This window comes from Saccharopolyspora pogona, assembly GCF_014697215.1.
In the GTDB taxonomy this organism is placed as follows: domain Bacteria; phylum Actinomycetota; class Actinomycetes; order Mycobacteriales; family Pseudonocardiaceae; genus Saccharopolyspora; species Saccharopolyspora hattusasensis.
In genome coordinates this window covers 996,012-1,015,847 of sequence record NZ_CP031142.1, presented here as the reverse complement: position 1 = coordinate 1,015,847, position 19,836 = coordinate 996,012, and the positions used below count along the sequence as shown (strand labels likewise).

Here is a 19,836-nt window from a genome sequence, read left to right as displayed (position 1 = left end):
CTCGTCGGCCGGCGGGCTGTGTCGGCGGCGCCCATGTCGCCGCCGCCCTGCACGTTGTTCTGGCCGCGCAACGGGTTCAGCCCGCTGCCGTAGCGGCCGACGTACCCGGTCAGCAGCGACAGGTTGATCAGCGACAGTATGTTGTCGGTGCCGTTGTGGTGCTCGGTGATGGCCAGCGTCCAGCACAGCTGGGCTCGGTCGGCGCGGGCGTAGGGCGAGTTCCTCGATGAGCTCGGCGGGCACCCCGGTTTCCGGGCCGTCCCCTCCGGCGCCCACTGCTGTACTCCGGCGGCGTAGGCGTCGAAACCGCCGGTGGCGCGGTCGATGAACGACCGGTTGAGCAGCCCGGAGGCGATGATCTCGCGACCGATGGCGTGCGCCAGCGCGATGTCCGTGCCGACGTTGAGCTGCAACCAGCGGTGCGCCCATTTCGCCGTGCGCATCAACCCGGTTCGCCTTCGACTCGAACCAGGCACCCGGCATCCCACCACAACCCTGCCCGGCGCCGCTCGGGATGGCGGTGTTCGCGCACGACATCGTCCGGCGTGCAACATCGCACTTGAGCAACGTCGCGCATACCGACGGCGTAGCGCTTTCATGAACTACGTGCCGCAGTGCGCGGAACTCGCCGACGCCACTACCGAACATGAGTGGCTCAAGCAAGCCCCCGGTCACTGGAAGCGCGGCGGAGGAGTGCTCGAATCCGCCTTCGCCGGTTCGAAGCGGTCCGCGGCGCGATCCCAACCCTGCCTCGCACGGACCACAACCCGTTGGACCGCAAGGAATATCTGCTCCGCAGGCGCGCGAAGGGGTGATGGCGTGCCGCCCGCGCAGGCCGATCCTGCGCGGGCGGCCGGTGGGCGCTGCCCGCGCTCGAACCCGGGGCGTCGGCAGCCACCGGATCCGGGCGCGGTAGGGTTCTCGATTCGGCGGCGGGTTTTCCCGCGCGGCAGTTGCCCGGACCGCCCATGATCGAGGTTCGCCGAACCTCCGCCGCGATCTCCCGACAGGAAGAGCCTCCACCAGCCTCCACCTCGGCGCCCGCCGTCGCACGCGCAGCACGCGTCCGGGTCTGCGGCGCTCTCCCCTCACCTCTTCCCTGCTCGGGTCGCCTTTCGCCTCGCGTCGGATACGCGCGCCCGGACTGGGGTCCGAACCTTTTCGACTGGAGTCGACCTGATGGCACGAGCCAGCACTCCCCCCACCAACCGGCTGGGCACGGTCTTCTACGCATCGGTGGCGCTCTGCGCGCTGTTCGTGCTGTGGGCCACCCTCTTCACGAACAACCTCGACGCGGTCACCGACGCCGCCCTGAACTGGATCACCGGCACCTTCGGCTGGATCTACCTGGTGGCCGGCCTGGCGATGCTGGGCTTCCTGGCGCTGCTGGCCGCCAGCCGCTACGGCCGCATCAGGCTGGGCGCCGACACCGACCGCCCGGAGTTCAGCACGATCAGCTGGCTGGCGATGATCCTGGCCGCGGTGATGGGCATCGGCCTGGTCTCCTACGGGGTATCCGAGCCGATCAGCCACTTCGTGACCCCGCCGCACGGGCTGGCGCAGCCGGGCACCAAGCACGCGGCCGTGGTCGCGATGCAGTACTCGTTCTTCGACTGGGGCCTGCACGCCTGGGCGATCTTCGCGGTGTTCGGCATCGCGCTCGGCTACTCCACCCACCGCAAGGGCCGCAAGGGCCTGATCAGCCCGATGCTGCGGCCGCTGCTGGGCGAGCGCGTCGACGGCCCGGTCGGCAAGGCCATCGACGTGCTGGCGATCTTCGCGACGCTGTTCGGCACTACCACCTCGCTGGGGCTCGGCGCGCTGCAGATCGACGGCGGGCTGTCCAGGGTGTTCGGCCTCTCGGGCGGCACCAGCACGCAGATCCTGATCATCGCCGTCGTCACGCTGTTGTTCACCGCCTCGGCGATCACCGGGCTGCACAAGGGGATCCGGTTCCTCAGCGAGACCAGCATGGGGCTGGCCGTGTTGCTTTTCGCATTCGTGCTGGCGTTGGGGCCGACCGGTTTCGTGCTCAACCTGCTGGTGGAGTCGCTCGGCCAGTACGCCGGCGACTTCATCCCGATGAGCCTGCGCACCGGGATCTTCGGCGAGCTGGAGTGGATGCAGAGCTGGACCTACTTCATGCTCGCCTGGTGGATCTCCTGGGGCGCCTTCGTCGGCGTGTTCCTGGCGCGCATCTCGAAGGGCCGCACCATCCGCGAGTTCGTGATCGCCGTGCTCGGCGTGCCCAGTGCGGTGTTCTTCCTCTGGTTCACCGCCTTCGGCGGTTCGGCGATCTTCGAGGACGCCTTCCACGGCGGTCAGGTGGCGCAGGCCGCCGCGCAGGACTCCAACAACGCGATCTTCGCCATGCTGGAGACGCTGCCGTGGCCGGCGTTGACCTCGGTGATCGCGATGGCGCTGGTCCTGCTGTTCTTCGTCTCCGGCGCGGACGCCAACACCTTCGTGCTGAGCATGCTGTCCTCGGACGGCCACGCCAGGCCGAGGACGTCGGTGCTCGCGCTGTGGGGCGCGCTGACCGGTGTTACCGCGATCGTGCTGCTGGTCGCCGGTGGTCTGGACGCCCTGCAGAAGACGGTCATCGTCACGGCCGCCCCGTTCGTGCTGGTAATGCTCGCGCTGGCGTTCTCCTTGTGGCGCGAGCTGCGCCAGGATCCGCTGGTCGCGCCGGTGCCGGTGGAGCAGCCCGTGGCGGTCGCAACAGTGCCGAAAGACCCTGAAGTGTGACTTCCATCTTCGGTTCGGGGCGGTCGGCGCTGCGGAACCGCCACTTGCGGCACACCGGCCCCGGCCGCCCCGGCCGTCGCGGTATCGGCAGGCCTGGCCCGCCGACGGGTCTTCCACCTGCGGTTATTGTGGTCGGCAACAGCCTGCGAGCTAGCACAGTTGGGAACCGCCATGGCTGATCCACACGGCATCGACCACTTCGACGCGACCTTCGCGCGCGACCTCGCGTGGGCACAAAAGCTGCGCGAGCAGCTCGCCGAGATGCCGACGATCGAAGAGCCAGAGCAGGTCGACTGAGCCTCATCCCCCTGTTTCGGGGGCGCGTCCCGCCGGCAGGTGCTCGGCGAGCAGCTCCAGCAGCTTGTTGACGTCGACCGGTTTGCTCATGCACTCGGTGGCCCCGGCCGCGATGCTCGCTTCCCGGTCGCCCTTCATCGCCTTCGCCGTGATCGCGATGATCGTCAGGTCCCGGTAGCGCGGCATCTCCCGGATGATGCGGATCGTGGCGTTGCCATCCATTTCCGGCATCATCACGTCCATCAGCACGATCATGATGTCGCCCTGGTGCTGCAGCGCGTTGAGCCCGGCCAGCGCGTTGTCCGCGTGCACCACCTGCAGGCCGTGCTGCTCCAGTAGCAGGCGCATCGCCTGCACGCTCCGGTAGTCGTCGTCGACGACGAGCACCTTCTCCCCGTTGAACTGCAACGACGCGCGCTCCGCCGGCTCCTCGACGTGCAGCATGTGCTGGTGACCCTCCTGCCGGATCAGTTCGGTGGACCGCATCGGCGGGTCGATGCCCTCGGCTGACACGTCCAGGCTGGCCTCCGCCGTGCTCGGCACGCATCCACGCGGCGGGCGTTCCGGCACGGCCACCGGCCAGGGCATGGGCTCGGCGACCGGCTCGAGCGGCTCGAGCGGCTCGACCGGCTTGGCCATCGAGGGCTCCATCGGCAGGTACAGCGTGAAGGTGCTGCCCCGTCCGGGCTCGCTGTCCACCTGGAGCTCGCCACCGAGCAGGGCGGTCAGCTCGCGGCTGATGGACAGCCCCAGACCGGTCCCGCCGTACTTACGCACCGTGGTGCCGTCCACCTGCTGGAACGCCTCGAAGATCAGGCTCAGCTTGTCGGCGGGGATGCCGATTCCGGTGTCGCGCACCGAGAACGCCAGCCGCCGCCGGGCGTGGCGCAGGCCCTGGTCGTGCACCTCGCTGGGCTGAGCCGGGCGGACCCGCAGCTCGACGGCGCCCTTGTCGGTGAACTTCACCGCGTTGGACAGCAGGTTCCGCACGATCTGCTCCAGCCGGTTCCGGTCGGTACGCACCGTCGGCGGCACCGTCGGCGCCACGGACACCTTGAAGGCCAGCCCCTTGTCCGCCGCCAGCGGCTGGTACAGCGACTCCATGTGCGCGGCGAGGTCGACCAGCTCGACGTCCTCGGGCAGCAGGTGCATCTGCCCCGCCTCCACTTTGGACAGGTCCAGGACGTCGTTGATCAGCTGCAGCAGGTCGGTGCCCGCCTGGTGCACGGTCTTGGCCAGATCCACCTGCTGCGAGGTGAGGTTGCCCTCCATGTTGTCGGCCAGCAGCTTCGCCAGGATCAGCACGCTGTTCAGCGGGGTGCGCAGCTCGTGCGACATGTTGGCCAGGAACTCCGACTTGTAGGCGGAGGCCTGGGACAGCTGCCGGGCCCGTTCCTCCAGCTCCTGGCGGGCCTGCTCGATCTCGATGTTCTTCAGCTCGATGTCCCGGTTGCGGCTGGCCAGCAGCGCCGCCTTCTCCTCCAGTTCGGTGTTGGAGCGCTGCAGCTCGGTCTGCTGCTGCTGCAGCTGCTCGGAGCGCGCCTGCAGCTCCTTGGCCAGGTGCTGGGACTCGGCCAGCAGCGCCTCGGTGCGCGAGTTCACCACGATCGTGTTGACGTCGACGCCGATGGTCTCCTTCAGCCGTTCCAGCAGGTCCAGGTGCACCGAGGTGAACTTGTTGACGGACGCCAGCTCGATGACCGCCAGCACCTCGCCCTCGAACAGCACCGGCACGATCGCCACGTCCGCGGGTGCGGTTGCGCCGAGCCCGGAACTGATCCGGACGTATTCCGGCGGCACGTCGGTGACCAGGATCGACTTGCGGTCCGCCGCGACCTGCCCGACCAGCGACTCCCCCACCTCGAAGCGCAGCGGCGGGCCGCCGTCGCGAGCGCCGGGGCGGCCGTAGCCGGCGGTACGCTCCAGGATCGTGCGGTCGTCCTCCCCCGGCCGGCTCAGGAAGAACGCGCCGTACTGGGCCGACACCAGCGGCACCAGTTCGGTCATGATCAGCTGGGCGAGTTCCTCCAGGTCGTGCTGGCCCTGCATCAGCGCCGAGATCCGCGCGAGGTTGGTCTTCAGCCAGTCCTGCTCCTGGTTGGCCCTGGTGGTCTCCTTGAGGTTGCTGATCATCGCGTTGATGTTGTCCTTGAGCTCGGCGACCTCGCCGGAGGCGTCCACGGTGATCTGGCGGGTCAGGTCGCCTTCGGTGACCGCGGTGGCCACCAGGGCGATGGCGCGCACCTGGGTGGTGAGGTTGCCGGCCAGCCGGTTGACGCTCTCGGTCAGCCGCCGCCAGGTGCCGGAGACGTCGGCGACCTCGGCCTGGCCGCCGAGCTTGCCCTCGGTGCCGACCTCGCGGGCCACCCGGGTGACCTCGGCGGCGAACGCGGACAGCTGGTCGACCATCGTGTTGATCGTGGTCTTGAGCTCCAGGATCTCGCCGCGGGCGTCCACGTCGATCTTCTTGGACAGGTCACCGCGTGCCACCGCGGTGGTGACCTGGGCGATGTTGCGCACCTGGTTGGTCAGGTTGCGGGCCATGATGTTGACGTTGTCGGTCAGGTCCTTCCAGGTGCCCGCCACGTTGGGCACCCGCGCCTGGCCGCCGAGGCTGCCCTCGGTGCCGACCTCGCGCGCGACCAGCGTGACCTGCTCGGCGAATGCGCGCAGCGTCTCGACCATCCCGTTGATCGTCTCGGCCAGCGCAGCGACCTCTCCCTTAGCCTCCACCATGATCTTCTTCGACAGGTCGCCGCCAGCCACCCCGGTCGCCACCTGGGCGATGCTGCGCACCTGGTTGGTCAGGTTGTCGGCCATGATGTTGACGTTGTCGGTCAGGTCCTTCCAGGTGCCCGCCACGCCGTGCACCCGCGCCTGGCCGCCGAGCTTGCCGTCGGTGCCGACCTCGCGGGCCACCCGCGTGACCTCGTCGGCGAACGCCGACAGCTGGTCGACCATCGTGTTGATGGTGTTCTTCAGCTGCAGGATCTCGCCGCGGGCGTCCACGTCGATCTTCTGCGTCAGGTCGCCGCGGGCGACCGCGGTGGCGACCTGCGCGATGTTGCGGACCTGGACGGTGAGGTTGTTGGCCATGAAGTTCACCGAGTCGACCAGGCCGCGCCAGGTGCCGGCCGCGCCGGGCACCTCGGCCTGACCACCCAGCCGGCCCTCGCTGGCCACCTCGCGGGCCACCCGGGTGACCTCCTCCGCGAACCCCGACAGCTGGTCGACCATCGTGTTGATGGTCTCCTTGAGCTCGCGCGTCTCGCCGGAGACCTCGACGGTGATCTTGCGGGTCAGGTCGCCGGCCGCGACCGCCTTGGCGACGTGCGAGATGTCGCGCAGCTGGCCGGTGAGGTCGGCGGCCATCCCGTTGACCGAATCGGCCAGGTCCCTCCAGGTGCCGACCAGGCCGGGCACATGCGCCTGACCACCGAGCTTGCCCTCGGTGCCGATCTCCCGCGCCACCCTGGTGATCTCCTGGGCGAACAGCGACAGCTGGTCCAACATCTCGTTGACCGCCGTGCTCAGTCCGGCCAGCTCCCCGGGCAGCGCCGCGTCGGCCGCGCGGCGCGGCATCCGCTGCGACAGGTCGCCGCGGGTGAACGCCCCCAGCACCCGGTTGAGCTCCGCCATCGGTGCCAGCAAGGTGCTGGTCATCGTGTTCACCGAATTCGCGGCGACCGTCCAACCGCCGTGCGCGGAGCCGTCGAAGTCGATCTGCGGGATCGGCCATTCGCCCTGCTCCGCGGCGGCGCTGACGCGCTCCAGCTCGCCGACCAGGAACTGGTTTCGCTCGGCGAGCTCGTTGAACACCGTGGCGACCTCGCTCGCCAACCCGCCACCGGAGAACACCAGGCGGCGGCGGAAGTTGCCGTCCCGCAGCTCGCGCAACCCGATCACCAGGCGCAGCAACGCATCCTCGCTCACCGGTTGGGCGAGATCCAGCTCCGCGGACGGCACGTCCGGCGGCTGTGACGACATGACGACCTCCGCACCGGGTCAGCGCTTGCCGCGCGAATCGCGGTCCAACCGCAACTCGGTGGCCAGCACGGCCGCTTCGCTGCGGTGCCGCATGGCCAGCTTGGCCAGCATCTGCGACACGTAGTTCTTGATGGTCTTCTCGGCTAGGAACATGCGGTTAGCGATCTCCCGGTTGGTGAGCCCCTCACCGATGAGTTCCAGCACCTGCCGCTCGCGCGCGGTCAGCTCGCGCAGCGGGTCGGTCTGCTGCTGCTCCCGGCGCAGCCAGGACAGCATCGCCTCGGTCTTCTTGGGGCTGAGCAGCGACTGCCCGGCCCCGGCGGTGCGGATCGCGGTGACCAGTTCCTCGCTGACCACGCCCTTGAGCACGAACCCGGCGGCGCCGGCCATGATCGCGTCCATCAGGGCGTCGTGGTCGTCGAAGGAGGTCAGCATCAGGCAGCGCAGCTCGGGCAGCTGAGACTGGAGCTCGCGGCAAAGCTCAACGCCGTTGCCGTCCGGCAGTCGCACGTCCAGCACCGCGACGTCAGGGTTGGCCTTCGGCACCCAGGCCAACGCTTCGGCGACCGTGGCGGCCTCGCCGACCAGTTCGAGGTCCTCCACGGCCCCAACAAGGGCCGCGATGCCCCGCCGAATCACATCGTGGTCGTCGACCACGAAGACGCGTGTGGTCATCTGATTTTCCCGCCCCCTTCGCCCCGGATTCCTAGGGAGGGCACTGACCAGGATAAATAGCGCTTCAACTGGGCGCTGGCCAGAACCCGCCGAAGACGGCGACCAGCCGGCACCCGGCGGCAACCGGGCACCGGTCTCGGGCATCACCTCGCCGCGTAGATGCTCTCCACGAAATGCGCCAACTGCTCGTCGCTGAGGTGCCGGGCCAGGTCGGCCTCGCTGATCATGCCGACCAGCTTGTGGTCGGCGATGACCGGCACTCGCCGGATCTGGTGCTGCTCCATCATCGACAGCACCTGATCCACGTCGGAGCCGGCGTCGACCCAGTGTGGCTTGCCCTGGGCCAGTTCCCCGGCCCTCATCTCAGCTGGGTTGCGTCCTTCCGCGCAGCAGCGCAGGACGATGTCGCGGTCCGTGATGATGCCGTGCAGCCGGTTGTCCCGACCGCAGATCGGCAACGACCCGACCTTGAGGTCGCGCATCATCTGCGCGGCCGTGTACAGGCTGTCGTCCTCATCGATGCACTTCGCCCCTGCATGCATGATGTCGCGCGCCGTGGTCATGGCTGATCCTTTCGACTGCGGTGCTGGACTGCCCTCGCACTACCCGCACCGGTCCCACGCGAAACCGCACGCCGATCAGCCCCATTTCCGCAGCTCAGGGCCTGTGGGGCCCTGACCAGGCGAAACCATCAGACGAGGACAAAGGCGGGTGCGGTCGGGCAGACGGCGGAGTGGTCATCGACCGGGCGACCACCGAAGCGCATCAGCCGACCGGCACATGCGGCGGCCGTACCCGCGCGGACCAGGACCGGCCGCACCGCGGCGCGCGGGCTGACGGGCCGACGGATCGGGGTGCGGCGAGGTGACCGCCGGCCGCCCCCGTTGCGAACGGGGCCGCTCGACGATCAACCGGATCCTCGACGAACTCGAGCTTTTGGCCGAGAACCCGACCAGGCGGCCCCGGTCGTCGTGGCGGCGGTTCGCCTGCGCCCGGCCGGGGGACTGCTACCAGATCGACGGCGCCGTCGTCGCCCCGCGCGGTGGCCACCGGATTCACATCTCCCCAGCTTCACGGCGGCGTTGCGCTTCGAACAGTCTCGCCAACAGGTCTGCTTGCCGGTCATCGCTCCTGATCTGTCAGTTCGCCGGCAGCGTGTGCCCCATCGACATTGGCTATCTGACGCTGGATCTGAGCGGCCTCATAGTACTGTCGCTCCGCGTGCTGCTTGATCTGTTCGGCCGCCCGTACGGCACCTTGGACGGGGTGCCAGCGGAAGCGTGAGGAGTCCGGTGCTGAGCCCCATGTCAAGCCTCCGGCAAGAAATCATAGGGAGCGAGCGGCCCGATCAAACGCAAGTTGAGTCGCCCACCCCACTGGCCCCCAAGTTCGTCCAGTTCATGCTCGAACTGCGCTACGGCCTCACGATCAACGAGGAACGCCACGTGCATGGCATCGTCTTCACCCGCGACCGCATGCGAAACGAAAGCAGCGGAAGAGTTTTCGAGAGAACTGATCAGCGTCTCGGTATCAACTTCACGTTTCCTTACCACCGCGTTGTTGACCAGCTCTCCTAGTCTCAAGCGCTCGGCGTAGCCGGCATCCTCGGGCATATCTTGAACGACTGCGCGCAGTTCCTGGATCTCGGGCTCCTCGGACACGATTTCACGAAGGTGCGTGTTGTTCGCATACCTGCCACGAACGGTGAACTGCACCAGCCCTGCGAGTTCGGAGAGCGTTTCATTGAAGTGGCCTTCATGGGGCGCCAGGAGCTCGTTGATGACAGCCTCCTTGTTACTTACGACGGAGCCGAAACGCATTGGTATCACGGTGGCTTCCGCCGCCAAAGCGTCAAGTACTCGTTCATGCGCGAGCAAATCCTCGCGTGTCCCGAGCGGGCGAGAGAGTTGCACCTCGCTGACCAATGCGGAGAGCTTGCCGTACGACGCGAGGTCTACTTCTGCCTCGCCGTCTCCGACCGAGGGTAGCTCTTCCGGGAGCTTCTCCCGGTGGTAGACGATCCCATACACATACACGCCGCGATCGATGCTGCCCTGGTGTCCTGATTGGACCTGTTCGCCTCGTTCTGCGCGTGTGATCATCATTCACGCTCCCGAATACGTGCTTCCCGGCGCCGTACGGGCTGCTTCTCCCTCTTAGTATCCTGGTTGGCACCGCGGAACTCGTCGAACTTTTCCTTGGCTGCGTCGATCACACCCTTGGTCTTACCTTTGGCCCCGCCCTCAGCCATGCCCTGCATCAGTTCTGGAATGTCCTTGCCACCCTTCTGATCCAGGTCCAGCCTGTTGGTCGCCTCGGCGAACCGCAGGTAGGTGTCCACACTGGCCACGACGACGCGCGCATCGACCGTGAGGATCTCGATCCCCACCAGCGAGACACGCGCGAATATGTCAATGACCAGGCCCTTGTCGAGAATTAGCTCGACTACATCTGCAAGAGTGCCTCCAGATCCCCGCTGTACCGGGGACCCACCACCGCCTTGCATGCTTGCGACGGTCATGCGATCACCTTCTCCGGCTGGTTGTCACAGGTTCACGGCGACGCCGTCCGTGCTCTTTCGCATCCTCCTCGTCTTCGACGTAACCCTCGGCACCTTCGCGGTACTCCGAGTCCTCATCGCCGTACTCGTCTTCCTCAGCTTCGCCGCGCTCTCCTTCCTAACCCTCCTCCTCTTCCTCCACGGGTTCGCGGCCCGCAGGGTCGTCCGCGTCATCAAGTGCCGTTTGATGTGCTTGAAGTCCGCTCGCACGCGACGTCCTTGCGCGCGCCACATGCGCGCAGTCTTCTCGAAGAATCATTGCGGATAGTAAACCTTCAAGCGCGAACGCCCGGCGAAGTCAGCCCACGCCCGCATCTCGAAGCTCCTCTTCGACAATCTCCCTTACCCAGCGCCGCACGGGCGACATCCGGCCGGTCACGCGACCCTCTCGGGAATCTCTTCCCCAAACGCAGGTTTGCCGATCGTCGGCCAGCTCTACAGCTTCTTCGTCTGCTGCGTCCGAACCTATGGTCAGGCCACTCAACGCGCACAGGGCGCCTCGGCCGGCTACCAACGTCGCCACGATGTTCCGTGTCTGCGAATGGCCGGGCAGAAGATCAAGGACAGCTGCGTCACCGAAGTCCGCCGTCGCACGGGCCACGACGGCCAGTCGCTGCGTGTCCTGGCTCGGCGCAAAGGTCATTGCCAGCCCGGAAAGGACGTCTCGTACACCGATGCCACGGCAGAGGACCGCCGTACTCGGTTCGACGTTCCCATCCGAATCACACAGCCCACAGGCACTCGCGAGGGTCTCTGGACGTAATACGACGACTGCGCCGGCCGCGGCAGTTCCGATGCCAAGCAGGCGAGGAAACCAGGTCATGGCGCTGCACCCCTTTTCCAAGGATGTCGATGCCCTTCGGGCCATGGACATCCTCGATCATTAGCGCCTCACGGTGTCTGGCATGACGGCCACCGTGCTCCCCCACCAGTATGCACCTAACCCTGCATACGGAAAGTTTCTCCGTCCGCTCCAACATGATCTCTTCCCCGCGGTACGCCTACGGTCAATGGCTGGCACAACCTGGCAGAACCAGGCCCCTCGGAGGCGGCTTTAGCATGTTCCAGAGCGGCCCCGCGAGCGCGAGGACGTTCAAATCGTGCTGGTCGCTCAGATCAACTTGCCTTGGGTGAGCCGAGGCCTGGTCGACGCTGCCGCAATCGTCAGCGCCCCCACGTAACCGCAGGCGGGAATGGCCGCCTACGCGTAATCCTAGACCGCGTTATGGCTGCGGCGAAGATCTTCGCCAACGGCCGCCTTGAGGAGGCCCCGTCCGAGGCACGTCCGACGCTGTTGGTTACCCCAGAACGCGCAAACGTATCAGAATCTGACGCTCGCGAGAGGCGCAAGCCGCCACGCCAGGAATGGCGACAACCTGTGCCCGGTACGGCGCAAGCGTGAAATGCACCCACAGAAGCGCACACGGTCAGGCCAACACAGAAGCGCGCCTGTCACGAGAGGATCACCAGTATCAGAGCACAAGTGTGCAACTTCAGTAACAAAGTTCTACCATGCTTCATCGATTCCCAGGCGGAATCATGACCACAAAAGGGTCCGCTCACTTGATCACAGAGGCCCATCGAGCAAACCCGGCTGACGATCGTCTAGCCGGACCAGAAATGATCGATCAGGTCCCGTTGCCGATCTCGGCCAGTCGCTCGATCGTTTGTGTCGAGGCGTGGTCCTCGACCCCGCCGCTTGTCCCCTCCTCGAATCAGATCACTCCAGCTCACTTCGCGCAGTCTGGCAACGAGACCGAACATCTTGCTCACTAGCAACGACTCTCACGGCGAGCAGACCTCCGCCGGCCTTCCCGAACATCCGACCGCTCATAGCACCCGGCTTTAGGAGACCTTGCAGAGTGATCTTGGTGTTGGCATGGTGGGGTTGTAGTTGATCACGTTTGTGGTTGGGAGCGTGGTATGGCTCTCCCGAAGCCGTGGGAGGTCAGCGACGAGCTGTGGGCGTTGATTGAGTCTTGAAAGGTGCCCACTTGACTACCCGTCCGATCCCCGTCGGAAACAGCGAATGGTCCGTCCGTCGTGCGTGGCGGAGCGGTTTCGCAGATCAACACGACGGATCGCAGACATCGGCGTCAACGAGGCTCTCTTCCTCGAGGACTTGCGGCGACTTACTGCATCCTCCGCGCGCCCGGCGGCTGGCGGCGTCGCAGCACACCCAAACCCACTGCGGTCATCCCCGCCACCACGAGGGCAAGCGCGGTGTGGTGGTGCGACGCCCACATCTGCACGCTGCGCTTGTGCGCCCAGTCGAAGACGCCGCGGGCGCCGTAGTCGCGACCACCCACCCCGTCTGCCGGATCCCACAGGTTCTCCGCACGGGCGGGGTCACGGACATCAGCGTTCTGCTGCGCGGCATATCCGCTCCTGGCGAGGTAGCGATCCAGCAGGCCCGGGACCACTGCGTTGGCGATCAGCGTTGCCACAGTGCTGCCGCCGACCCAGTATTCACGGCGCCGCGGATGGTCGGCGGCGTAGAGCACCGCGTCGGCGGCGGTCTCGGGTTGGTAGATCGGCGGCATCGGTTGCGGGTGGCGCGGCAACCGGGAGCCAACCCAGGAGAACTGCGGCGTGTTCACCGCGGGCAGCTGCACCATCGTGGACCGGACGTTGCTGCGCTCGTGCAGCAGTTCGCAGCGCAGGGACTCGTGGAATCCCTGAATCGCATGCTTGGCCCCGCAATACACCGACTGCAGCGGTATTCCTCGATACGCCAGCGCAGAGCCGACGTGCACGACCACACCCTCGTCACGCGGGCGCATATGACGCAGCGCGGCCATCGCCCCGTACACGCACCCGAGATAGGTGACCTCGGTAACGCGCCGGTACTCCTCGGGACTGATCTCCTCCAACGGCGCGAACACCGTGGTGAAAGCGGCGTTGACCCAGACGTCTATGGGCCCGAGCTCGTGGATCTCTTCGGCGCCCGGCGACCGCATCAGTTGCTGCAGTTATTGATCGGGAACTTATAGGTGTGATCTTCGTTGTTCTGGCATGATCGCTGGTGTGCGGGACGCGCGGAGGTTGTCGCCTGAGGCGCAGGAGGATTTGCGGCGCAGGGTGGTCGCTGCTGTTCATGGTGGGATGAGTCAGGTCGAGGCGGCCCGGGTGTTCGCGGTGGCCCCGCAGTCGGTGTCCAGATGGGTGCAGGCGTGGCGGAAACGTGGCTCGAAGGGTCTCACCGGGCGTCGCCGGGGTCGCAAGCCCGGCGAGCAGAAAGCGTTGAGTGCCCGCCGGCAGCGCAAGCTGCGGTATGCGGTGGCCGAGCACACCCCGGCCACGTTCGGGCTGACCGGCCTGGTGTGGACCCGCAAGACAGTGGCCGAGCTGATCCGGGTGCGCCACGGCATCGTGTTGAACCTGCGCACCGTCGGCAACTACCTGCGTTCCTGGGGATTGTCGCCGCAGAAACCGATCCGCAAGGCCTACGAACAGGACCCCGAGTCCGTACGCCGATGGCTGGAGGAGGACTACCTGGCCATCGCCGCCCGCGCCCGCCGCGAGGGCGCACTGATCCTGTGGCTGGACCAGACCGGGATCCGCTCCGACGCCACCGTAGCCCGCACCTGGGCACCGGCGGGCCAGACACCGGTGGTGGGCAAAACGGGCAAACGATTCAGCGTGAACGCGATGTGCGCGATCGGGAACAAAGGCGAGCTGTACTTCACCGTCTACACCGGCTCGTTCAACGGCAAGGTGTTCCTGTCCTTCCTGGACCGGCTGACCCGCCATCTGGACCGCAAAGTCCACCTGATCGTTGACGGACACCCCGTCCACCGCCGCAAGACCATCCAGCAATGGATCACCAAGCACGCTGAGGCGATCGCGATGCACTTCCTGCCGGGATACAGCCCCGAACTCAACCCCGACGAGATACTCAATGCCGACCTCAAACGCACCGTTTCCACCAGCACAGCCCCCAAAACCCGCGCCGAGTTAAAACAAGCGGTCCGCTCCTTCCTCCACCGGCTCCAGAAGCTGCCCGACCGAGTTCGCTCCTACTTCGGCAAACCCGAAGTTCGCTACGCCGCCTAACATCACACATTTGCCACCCGGATCAATAGGTGACCTGTGGCCGGGTACCCGCTTGACCGTTTGTCGTCCCGGTCGGCCAGCGGCCCGCAAACCAGGTGCCGCTGGCCGGACCAGCCGAGTACTTCATGGCGCTCGTAGAGCCGTTGTAGACGATCGCAATCCAGCTTGCGTGCAATCACGACGCCTCACGTCGCTGCTCAGAATGTGGCCGCGTCCTGGCCGTCCGCGTCTCCCGAGCGACGCCTGCGTTCCGGCCCCTGGCTCAGGGACACCTTGTAGGTCTCAGGAGCAGCGCGAACGAAGAAGAACACCACCACGGCGAGCACGGCGATGTAGATACCTGGTGCCAGTTTGCTGCCGCTTTGCGCGATCAGGAACGCGCACATCATTGGCGCGGTTCCCCCGAACACGGCGTAGGCGATGTTGTATGCGAAAGACGCGCCGCTGTAGCGGACTCGCGTAGGAAACATCTCCGCCTGGGTGACGGCCATGCCCGCTCCCGTGATGCTGAGGCCCAGAACCAGCAGGGCTTGCCCGAGGATGGCCGACCCCAAACTGGCGCCTTGCGTAATGAAGAACGCGGGGACACTTAGGACAGCCAGCGTGGCACTCCCCAGATACAGCACCGGTTTTCTACCGACTCTGTCGCTCAGCAGACCGAACACCGGGGCGGCGATGAGGAACAGCGAGTAGGCGACCACGGTCGACAGCAGCGCGGTGGTCTGCGGTATACCGACATTGATGGTCAAGAAGGTGACGAAGTAGCCGCTCACGATGTAGAACACGACGCCGGTGAGCGTGCTGAAAGCCAGGGCGTAGGCAATCTCCTTGGGGTACTCCTTGATAGCGCGGACCAGTGGAAGCTTTTCCACCGTGTCCGTCGCCGCCACCTCGCGGTACGCGGGGGTGTCCTCCATCTTGAGGCGGATCCACAGGCCCACGATCGCCATGGGGGCTGCGATCAGGTACGGCACGCGCCAGCCCCAGGTGGCGTATGCGTCCGGGGACAGCAACGACGTGAACGCCATCACCGTCAGGGCACCGACAATAGTTGGCAGGACCGTGGAGCTGAGCGATATGGCCGCCCAGAATCCTCTGCGCTCGGCAGGTGCGTACTCCAGGATGAAGGAATTCGCGCCGGGGAACTCACCGCCTGCCGAGAAGCCCTGGATGAGCCGCGCCACCAGCAGCAGGAGCGGAGCCAGCAGGCCGATCTGGCCGTAGACCGGCAGGAGACCGATGATCGTCGTCCCTGCCCCCATCAGCAGGAGCACCGCTGACAGCACATTGCGGCGGCCGATCTTGTCACCGAGGTGCCCGAAGAAGAACCCGCCCAGTGGGCGTACCAGGAAGCCAACGCCGTAGATTCCGAACGTGGCGAGCAAGGCCGCGGTCGTATCCACCTTGGGGAAGAACAGAGTCGCGATAATCGGCGCGGAAAACCCGTAAATGGCCCATTCATACCACTCGACGAAGTTTCCCACTGTGCCCGCGGCAAGGGCCTTTCGCGCCATTCTGGCGGCGCCTCTCGGGCGCGCCATGTCTGGTGTTACCGTGGTGCCCATCGGTTTTTCCTTTCGGACCCAGGATCAGTGAACTGTGCGGCTTTCGCGGAGCCGGGTCCGCATCTGGGCGGTCGCACTCTCGTCGACAGCCAGATCTTCCTCGCTGCCGGTGATCACCACGCCGTAGACCTCGCGTGCGTGGTCGACACTTTCCCATCGCTCGAGCACGTCCTTGAATACACGTCGCGGATCCCGATCGAGGGGATCGCCGTATCCGCCACCGGAGCACTCGACACCCCGAACACCCTCACCTTTGTCCAGCCTCACCGCAGCGCTGTTGGGTAGGACGGTCTCCTTGCCGTCGGTATCGACGAACCACCCAGCGGCCAATGCACCGTCGCGACCGCCGAGCACCCCCTTGGGCGCGTAGATTTGCCCGTCGCAGGGGTAGATCACCGAGACACCGTCCTCCTTGGACTCGTAGGCCATGTCGACCGTGGCCCCGCCCCGGTGTTTTCCTGCCCCGCCTACGTCGGTGAGCATGCGCATGTGCCGGTACTGGATCGGCATCTTGATCTCGTCGATCTCTACCGAGTCGCGGTAGGTCAGCCCGGCCGAGCACGGCAGGTTCCAGGTCAGCCAGCCGTCGGTCGTGGAACTGCCAGGCCCGCCCGCGGCACCGATGACGATCTGGTTGACGAACCGGTCGCCGGTTCGCGAGTCGAAACCGGCGACCACCGCGTGCGGAACGCCGAGCCCGACCGGCCCTTCCGCGATTCCGTACGGCTCGCCGAGTTGGGCGAACGCCGCGCCGATGCAGTTGGTGAGCCGGTCGGCGACGTTGGTCGTCGCCACCGAGCAGCTGTGCGGGAATTCCGGGATCCCCACAGCCGCACCTTTCTTGAGCTTGACGTCGATTCGGCGGAATGCTCCCGAATTCTTCGGCAACTGCGCATGGAGCCCGTTGTAAATGCCGGCGTAGACGGCGGAGGTCGTGGTGGCCTCGGTGAGGTTCAAGCCGCAGTCCACATTGGGCACGTTGTTCGTCAGGTCGACTGTGATCCACCCGTCCGCGGAGCGAATGTCGATGTCGACCTCGAACTCCAGACCGTCGGGCAGGAATGGTTCGAACGGGTCATGCCGACCGGTGTTGTGCAGGGTGGCCCGCGGGAGGGCCTCGATGGCCTGGCGCATGAGATCCTCGGAGTAGTCGAACCAGTTCCTGATGAACTGCTTGACCACATCCTTGCCGTACCTGGCACAGAGCTCCTTCAGGCGCCGTTCGGCGACCCGAGCGGCCCCGAGAGCAGCGAGGAAGTCGCCATGCCATTGGCGCGGCACCCTGATACGGGCCATGCACATGCGCATGATGTCGTCGTTGGTCTCGTAGTTCCGCTGCACCCGGACGGCCGGGAAGATGAGCGCCCCTTCCTCATAAACATCCTTCGGTGCGGCGAAGTACGTGGTGGGGATGGAGTTGCCCGTGTCGGCCTGGTGGGCCTTCGCCACAGCCGTGAACATGTGCTCACCCTCGACGAACACCGGCACCAGCACCGCGTGGTCCGCGGCGTGGGAGTTTCCGCCGTAGGGATTGTTGTCCAGGAAGGCGTCGCCCTCGGCCAGATCCGGATGGGCGGCGAGCACGTCGGCGGCCTGCAGCTGCACTCCGAAGATGTGCACGGGAATGCCCTCGGCGCACACCAGCAATTCGTTGTCGCCCGTGGCGATCGCGCAGGAGAAGTCGCGCCCGCTACTGATCACCGCCGAGCGAGCCGAGCGGAGCAGGGTGGTGGTCATCTCGCGCACGACGCCGTCCAACCGGTTGGCCAGGATCGCGGTGAGGATCGGGTCGAACTCTTTCACGCCAGCATCGCCCATACGGTCGCCGGACATCAGTACACGCTCCCTTCCGGAGCCACAACGTGCAGGACATAGTTGCCGGAACCGCTGACCTCCGTGGCCATCCCCGGGTAGACGACCAACGTGGTCGTGGGCTCCTGGATGATCGCCGGACCGGCGATCTGCTGACCGGGACGCAGATCCTCGGACAGGTACACGGGTGTCTCGATCCACCCCTCGTGCCCGAAGTAGCAGCCCCGTGTCTTCGAGGGCGTGCCGTGAGTCCGGGAAACCTTCGGTGCCGGAGGGTGTCCCGTGTCCAGGTGAGCCGTGAGCCGGGCCTTCCAGCTGATGAATTCCAGCTCCGCCGTGTCGTCCCGGAAGGCGAACAAGCGCTCGTGTTCGTCATCGAAGGCTTTGCGAAGCTGAGCCACGTCCTCGTCACCCTGGAACCGGCTGACCGGTAGCGGAGTCACGATGTCCCACACCTGCGCCTCATAGCGGGCCTCGGTGAAGCATTCGATCCGGTAGTCCTTTTCGGACAGACCGATCCGGGTGGCGAAAGCCGCCAGTTTGTCTTCCAAGCGGCCTAGCGCCTCGTTCACACGCTCCAGGTCGAACGCGGCCGATCGAGTGATGACCGGTGCCGCTTCCTCCTTGACGATGTCCGCGAAATGCATTCCCGACGCGGACAGCGCTCCAGCGGTCTTGGGGAGGATGACGCGTTTGCTGCCCAGTTCCGCGGCGATCTGCATGATATTGATGCCGGCTGCCCCACCCCCTGCGACAACCGTGCTCTCCTTGGGGTCCAAGCCCTGGGAGATGGTCATGTCATAGACCGCCTTGACCATTTGATCGGTGGCCAGCGTAAGGATCCCCCACGCGGTTTCGTCCGCTCCGCGGCCCAGCTTCCGGGCCACCCGGTCCACTGCTTCCCGGGCTGCGGGAGAGTCCAGATCCATGCGGCCGCCGAGGAAGTAGTCCGGGTCGAAGAACCCCAGCACGCACGCGGCATCGGACAAGGTCGCGTCGGTGCCACCACGCCCGTAGCACGCGGGCCCGGGCTCGGAGCCTGCCGAGTGGGGGCCGACGCGCAGGAGCCCACCTTCGTCGACCCAGGCGATGGAACCGCCACCGGAACCGATCGAGCGGATGTCCACGGACGAGATCCCCAGCAGGTCTCCCTCCCATTCATCGCCGAGCCAGGTTTCCCGGGTGTAGATCAGTTCCGAGTTGCGAGACAGACCCACGTCGAACGTCGTACCGCCGGTGTCGCACACGATCGTGTCGCCGCCGAAACCTTCGGTGGTCGAGAACGTGATGGCGGCGACCGGAGCCATCGCGGGCCCTGATTTCGCGGCGTTGATCGGCGCCGCGATCATCTCCTCGACGGTCATCACACCGCCGATGCTGGAGGACACCAGCAGCTGCCCCGGGTAGCCGAAGTCGCGCAGGTCGGCTTCGAGCTGCCGGAAGTGGCTCTGCATCAGCGGTTTCAGGGACGCGTCGATGGCTGTGGCCGAGGCCCGGCGGTATTCCCGCACGATCGGCGCGATCTGGTGCGAGAGGGTGTAGGGAATGCCGGGGAGCAGCTCCTCGATCAGCTCCGCGATCCGCAGCTCGTGCGCCGGCTGGACGACCGACCACAGCAGGCACACCGCCACTGCCTCGTAGTTCTCCTCACGAAGCTGGTTGAGGATGCTCCGCACGGCGTCTTCGTCGAGTGCCTTGGTGATCTGAGCTTCCGAGCTGACGCGTTCGGGGACCTCGAAAGTCCTGCGCCGCGGGATATAGGGGTCCGGATACTCGGTGGTGTAGTCGAAGACGTCCCGCTTGCCGCCCTCCTTGAGCACGAGGATGTCGGGGAACCCTTCGGTGGTCAGCAACGCGGTCTTGGCCACCGTCCGGGTCACGATCGCGTTGGTGGCCCGAGTGGTGCCGTAGATGAACAAATCCGTGTCCGCCAGCAGCGACTGAGCGGACACACCCAGATCTTCACCGATGCGTTCCAATGCCTGGCGCATCCCGTCGAAAACCCGGTTGTGGGTGGTCAAAGCCTTGCCGACGTAGTGGTCGTTGTTCTCGTCGCGGACGACCACGTCGATGAAGGTGCCGCCGGTGTCAGCGGAAACGGCGAATGGCATAAGGACTTCCCTAGTGCTCGACGAG

The 19,836-nt window shown here is 66.2% G+C and carries 14 protein-coding genes and 1 pseudogene; 3 read left to right on the top strand and 12 right to left on the bottom strand.

Annotated features, from left to right (window positions below; all coding sequences use genetic code 11):
* Positions 1-26 precede the first annotated feature (26 nt).
* Positions 27-425, bottom strand: a pseudogene (locus DL519_RS04230) (formate dehydrogenase); the annotation flags it as partial.
* 754 nt (positions 426-1,179) lie between these two features.
* Between DL519_RS04230 and DL519_RS04225 the strand changes: the two are divergent.
* A complete protein-coding gene (locus DL519_RS04225) occupies positions 1,180-2,748 on the top strand; it encodes a BCCT family transporter (RefSeq protein WP_190812979.1) in 1,569 nt (522 codons plus the stop codon).
* A gap of 171 nt (positions 2,749-2,919) precedes the next feature.
* Positions 2,920-3,045, top strand: coding sequence for a hypothetical protein (locus DL519_RS48350; protein ID WP_263399570.1), 126 nt, complete (start codon positions 2,920-2,922; stop codon positions 3,043-3,045).
* Positions 3,046-3,048: 3 nt separating this feature from the next.
* On the opposite strand, the gene DL519_RS04220 is transcribed toward DL519_RS48350, so the two are convergent.
* From DL519_RS04220 to DL519_RS04185, 8 genes are all read right to left on the bottom strand, one after another.
* Positions 3,049-7,032 carry a HAMP domain-containing protein gene (locus tag DL519_RS04220; protein WP_190812978.1) on the bottom strand — a complete coding sequence of 1,328 codons (3,984 nt, stop codon included), beginning with the start codon at positions 7,030-7,032 and terminating at the stop codon, positions 3,049-3,051.
* A gap of 18 nt (positions 7,033-7,050) precedes the next feature.
* Positions 7,051-7,707, bottom strand: coding sequence for a response regulator (locus DL519_RS04215; protein ID WP_190812977.1), 657 nt, complete (start codon positions 7,705-7,707; stop codon positions 7,051-7,053).
* Positions 7,708-7,850: 143 nt separating this feature from the next.
* Positions 7,851-8,270 carry a CBS domain-containing protein gene (locus DL519_RS04210; protein WP_190812976.1) on the bottom strand — a complete coding sequence of 140 codons (420 nt, stop codon included), beginning with the start codon at positions 8,268-8,270 and terminating at the stop codon, positions 7,851-7,853.
* Positions 8,271-8,829: 559 nt separating this feature from the next.
* Positions 8,830-9,018: a gas vesicle protein GvpG gene (locus tag DL519_RS49660; protein ID WP_397544924.1), complete on the bottom strand. Its 189-nt coding sequence runs from the start codon at positions 9,016-9,018 to the stop codon at positions 8,830-8,832.
* Complete coding sequence (locus tag DL519_RS04200) at positions 9,015-9,812, bottom strand: GvpL/GvpF family gas vesicle protein (RefSeq protein ID WP_223838422.1); 798 nt, start codon at positions 9,810-9,812, stop codon at positions 9,015-9,017. Before DL519_RS04200 ends, DL519_RS49660 begins: the two co-directional genes overlap by 4 nt.
* Positions 9,809-10,228 carry a gas vesicle protein GvpJ gene (gvpJ, locus tag DL519_RS04195; protein WP_190812974.1) on the bottom strand — a complete coding sequence of 140 codons (420 nt, stop codon included), beginning with the start codon at positions 10,226-10,228 and terminating at the stop codon, positions 9,809-9,811. Before gvpJ ends, DL519_RS04200 begins: the two co-directional genes overlap by 4 nt.
* A gap of 24 nt (positions 10,229-10,252) precedes the next feature.
* Positions 10,253-10,477, bottom strand: a complete 225-nt coding sequence (locus DL519_RS04190; RefSeq protein ID WP_190812973.1) for a hypothetical protein — start codon at positions 10,475-10,477, stop codon at positions 10,253-10,255.
* A 1,922-nt stretch (positions 10,478-12,399) separates the two neighbouring features.
* Positions 12,400-13,227 carry an SDR family oxidoreductase gene (locus DL519_RS04185; protein WP_190812972.1) on the bottom strand — a complete coding sequence of 276 codons (828 nt, stop codon included), beginning with the start codon at positions 13,225-13,227 and terminating at the stop codon, positions 12,400-12,402.
* Positions 13,228-13,282: 55 nt separating this feature from the next.
* Here DL519_RS04185 and DL519_RS04180 point away from each other — a divergent pair, with 55 nt between their 5' ends.
* Complete coding sequence (locus tag DL519_RS04180; RefSeq protein ID WP_190812971.1) at positions 13,283-14,323, top strand: IS630 family transposase; 1,041 nt, start codon at positions 13,283-13,285, stop codon at positions 14,321-14,323.
* 197 nt (positions 14,324-14,520) lie between these two features.
* Here the strand turns inward: DL519_RS04180 and DL519_RS04175 are convergent, their stop codons facing one another.
* Genes DL519_RS04175 through DL519_RS04165 form a run of 3 tightly spaced genes read right to left on the bottom strand, consistent with a single transcriptional unit; the run spans position 14,521 to position 19,811 of the window.
* Positions 14,521-15,888: an MFS transporter gene (locus DL519_RS04175; protein ID WP_190812970.1), complete on the bottom strand. Its 1,368-nt coding sequence runs from the start codon at positions 15,886-15,888 to the stop codon at positions 14,521-14,523.
* A 24-nt stretch (positions 15,889-15,912) separates the two neighbouring features.
* The gene (locus DL519_RS04170) at positions 15,913-17,721 is read right to left on the bottom strand and encodes a hydantoinase B/oxoprolinase family protein (protein ID WP_223838421.1); all 1,809 of its coding nucleotides are present in this window, start codon (positions 17,719-17,721) and stop codon (positions 15,913-15,915) included.
* On the bottom strand, positions 17,721-19,811 hold the full coding sequence (locus tag DL519_RS04165; protein ID WP_190812969.1) for a hydantoinase/oxoprolinase family protein: 2,091 nt from the start codon (positions 19,809-19,811) through the stop codon (positions 17,721-17,723). The genes DL519_RS04170 and DL519_RS04165 overlap by 1 nt, the downstream gene beginning before the upstream one ends.
* Positions 19,812-19,836 lie beyond the last annotated feature (25 nt).

What these genes read in the sequence shown, in the direction of transcription:
- DL519_RS04225 (WP_190812979.1), top strand. Translation starts at nt 1,180, where the DNA reads ATGGCACGAGCCAGCACTCCCCCCACCAACCGGCTGGGCACGGTCTTC.
- DL519_RS48350 (WP_263399570.1), top strand. Translation starts at nt 2,920, where the DNA reads ATGGCTGATCCACACGGCATCGACCACTTCGACGCGACCTTCGCGCGC.
- DL519_RS04220 (WP_190812978.1), bottom strand. Translation starts at nt 7,032, where the DNA reads ATGTCGTCACAGCCGCCGGACGTGCCGTCCGCGGAGCTGGATCTCGCC.
- DL519_RS04215 (WP_190812977.1), bottom strand. Translation starts at nt 7,707, where the DNA reads ATGACCACACGCGTCTTCGTGGTCGACGACCACGATGTGATTCGGCGG.
- DL519_RS04210 (WP_190812976.1), bottom strand. Translation starts at nt 8,270, where the DNA reads ATGACCACGGCGCGCGACATCATGCATGCAGGGGCGAAGTGCATCGAT.
- DL519_RS04200 (WP_223838422.1), bottom strand. Translation starts at nt 9,812, where the DNA reads ATGATGATCACACGCGCAGAACGAGGCGAACAGGTCCAATCAGGACAC.
- gvpJ (WP_190812974.1), bottom strand. Translation starts at nt 10,228, where the DNA reads ATGACCGTCGCAAGCATGCAAGGCGGTGGTGGGTCCCCGGTACAGCGG.
- DL519_RS04185 (WP_190812972.1), bottom strand. Translation starts at nt 13,227, where the DNA reads ATGCGGTCGCCGGGCGCCGAAGAGATCCACGAGCTCGGGCCCATAGAC.
- DL519_RS04180 (WP_190812971.1), top strand. Translation starts at nt 13,283, where the DNA reads ATGATCGCTGGTGTGCGGGACGCGCGGAGGTTGTCGCCTGAGGCGCAG.
- DL519_RS04175 (WP_190812970.1), bottom strand. Translation starts at nt 15,888, where the DNA reads ATGGGCACCACGGTAACACCAGACATGGCGCGCCCGAGAGGCGCCGCC.
- DL519_RS04170 (WP_223838421.1), bottom strand. Translation starts at nt 17,721, where the DNA reads ATGTCCGGCGACCGTATGGGCGATGCTGGCGTGAAAGAGTTCGACCCG.
- DL519_RS04165 (WP_190812969.1), bottom strand. Translation starts at nt 19,811, where the DNA reads ATGCCATTCGCCGTTTCCGCTGACACCGGCGGCACCTTCATCGACGTG.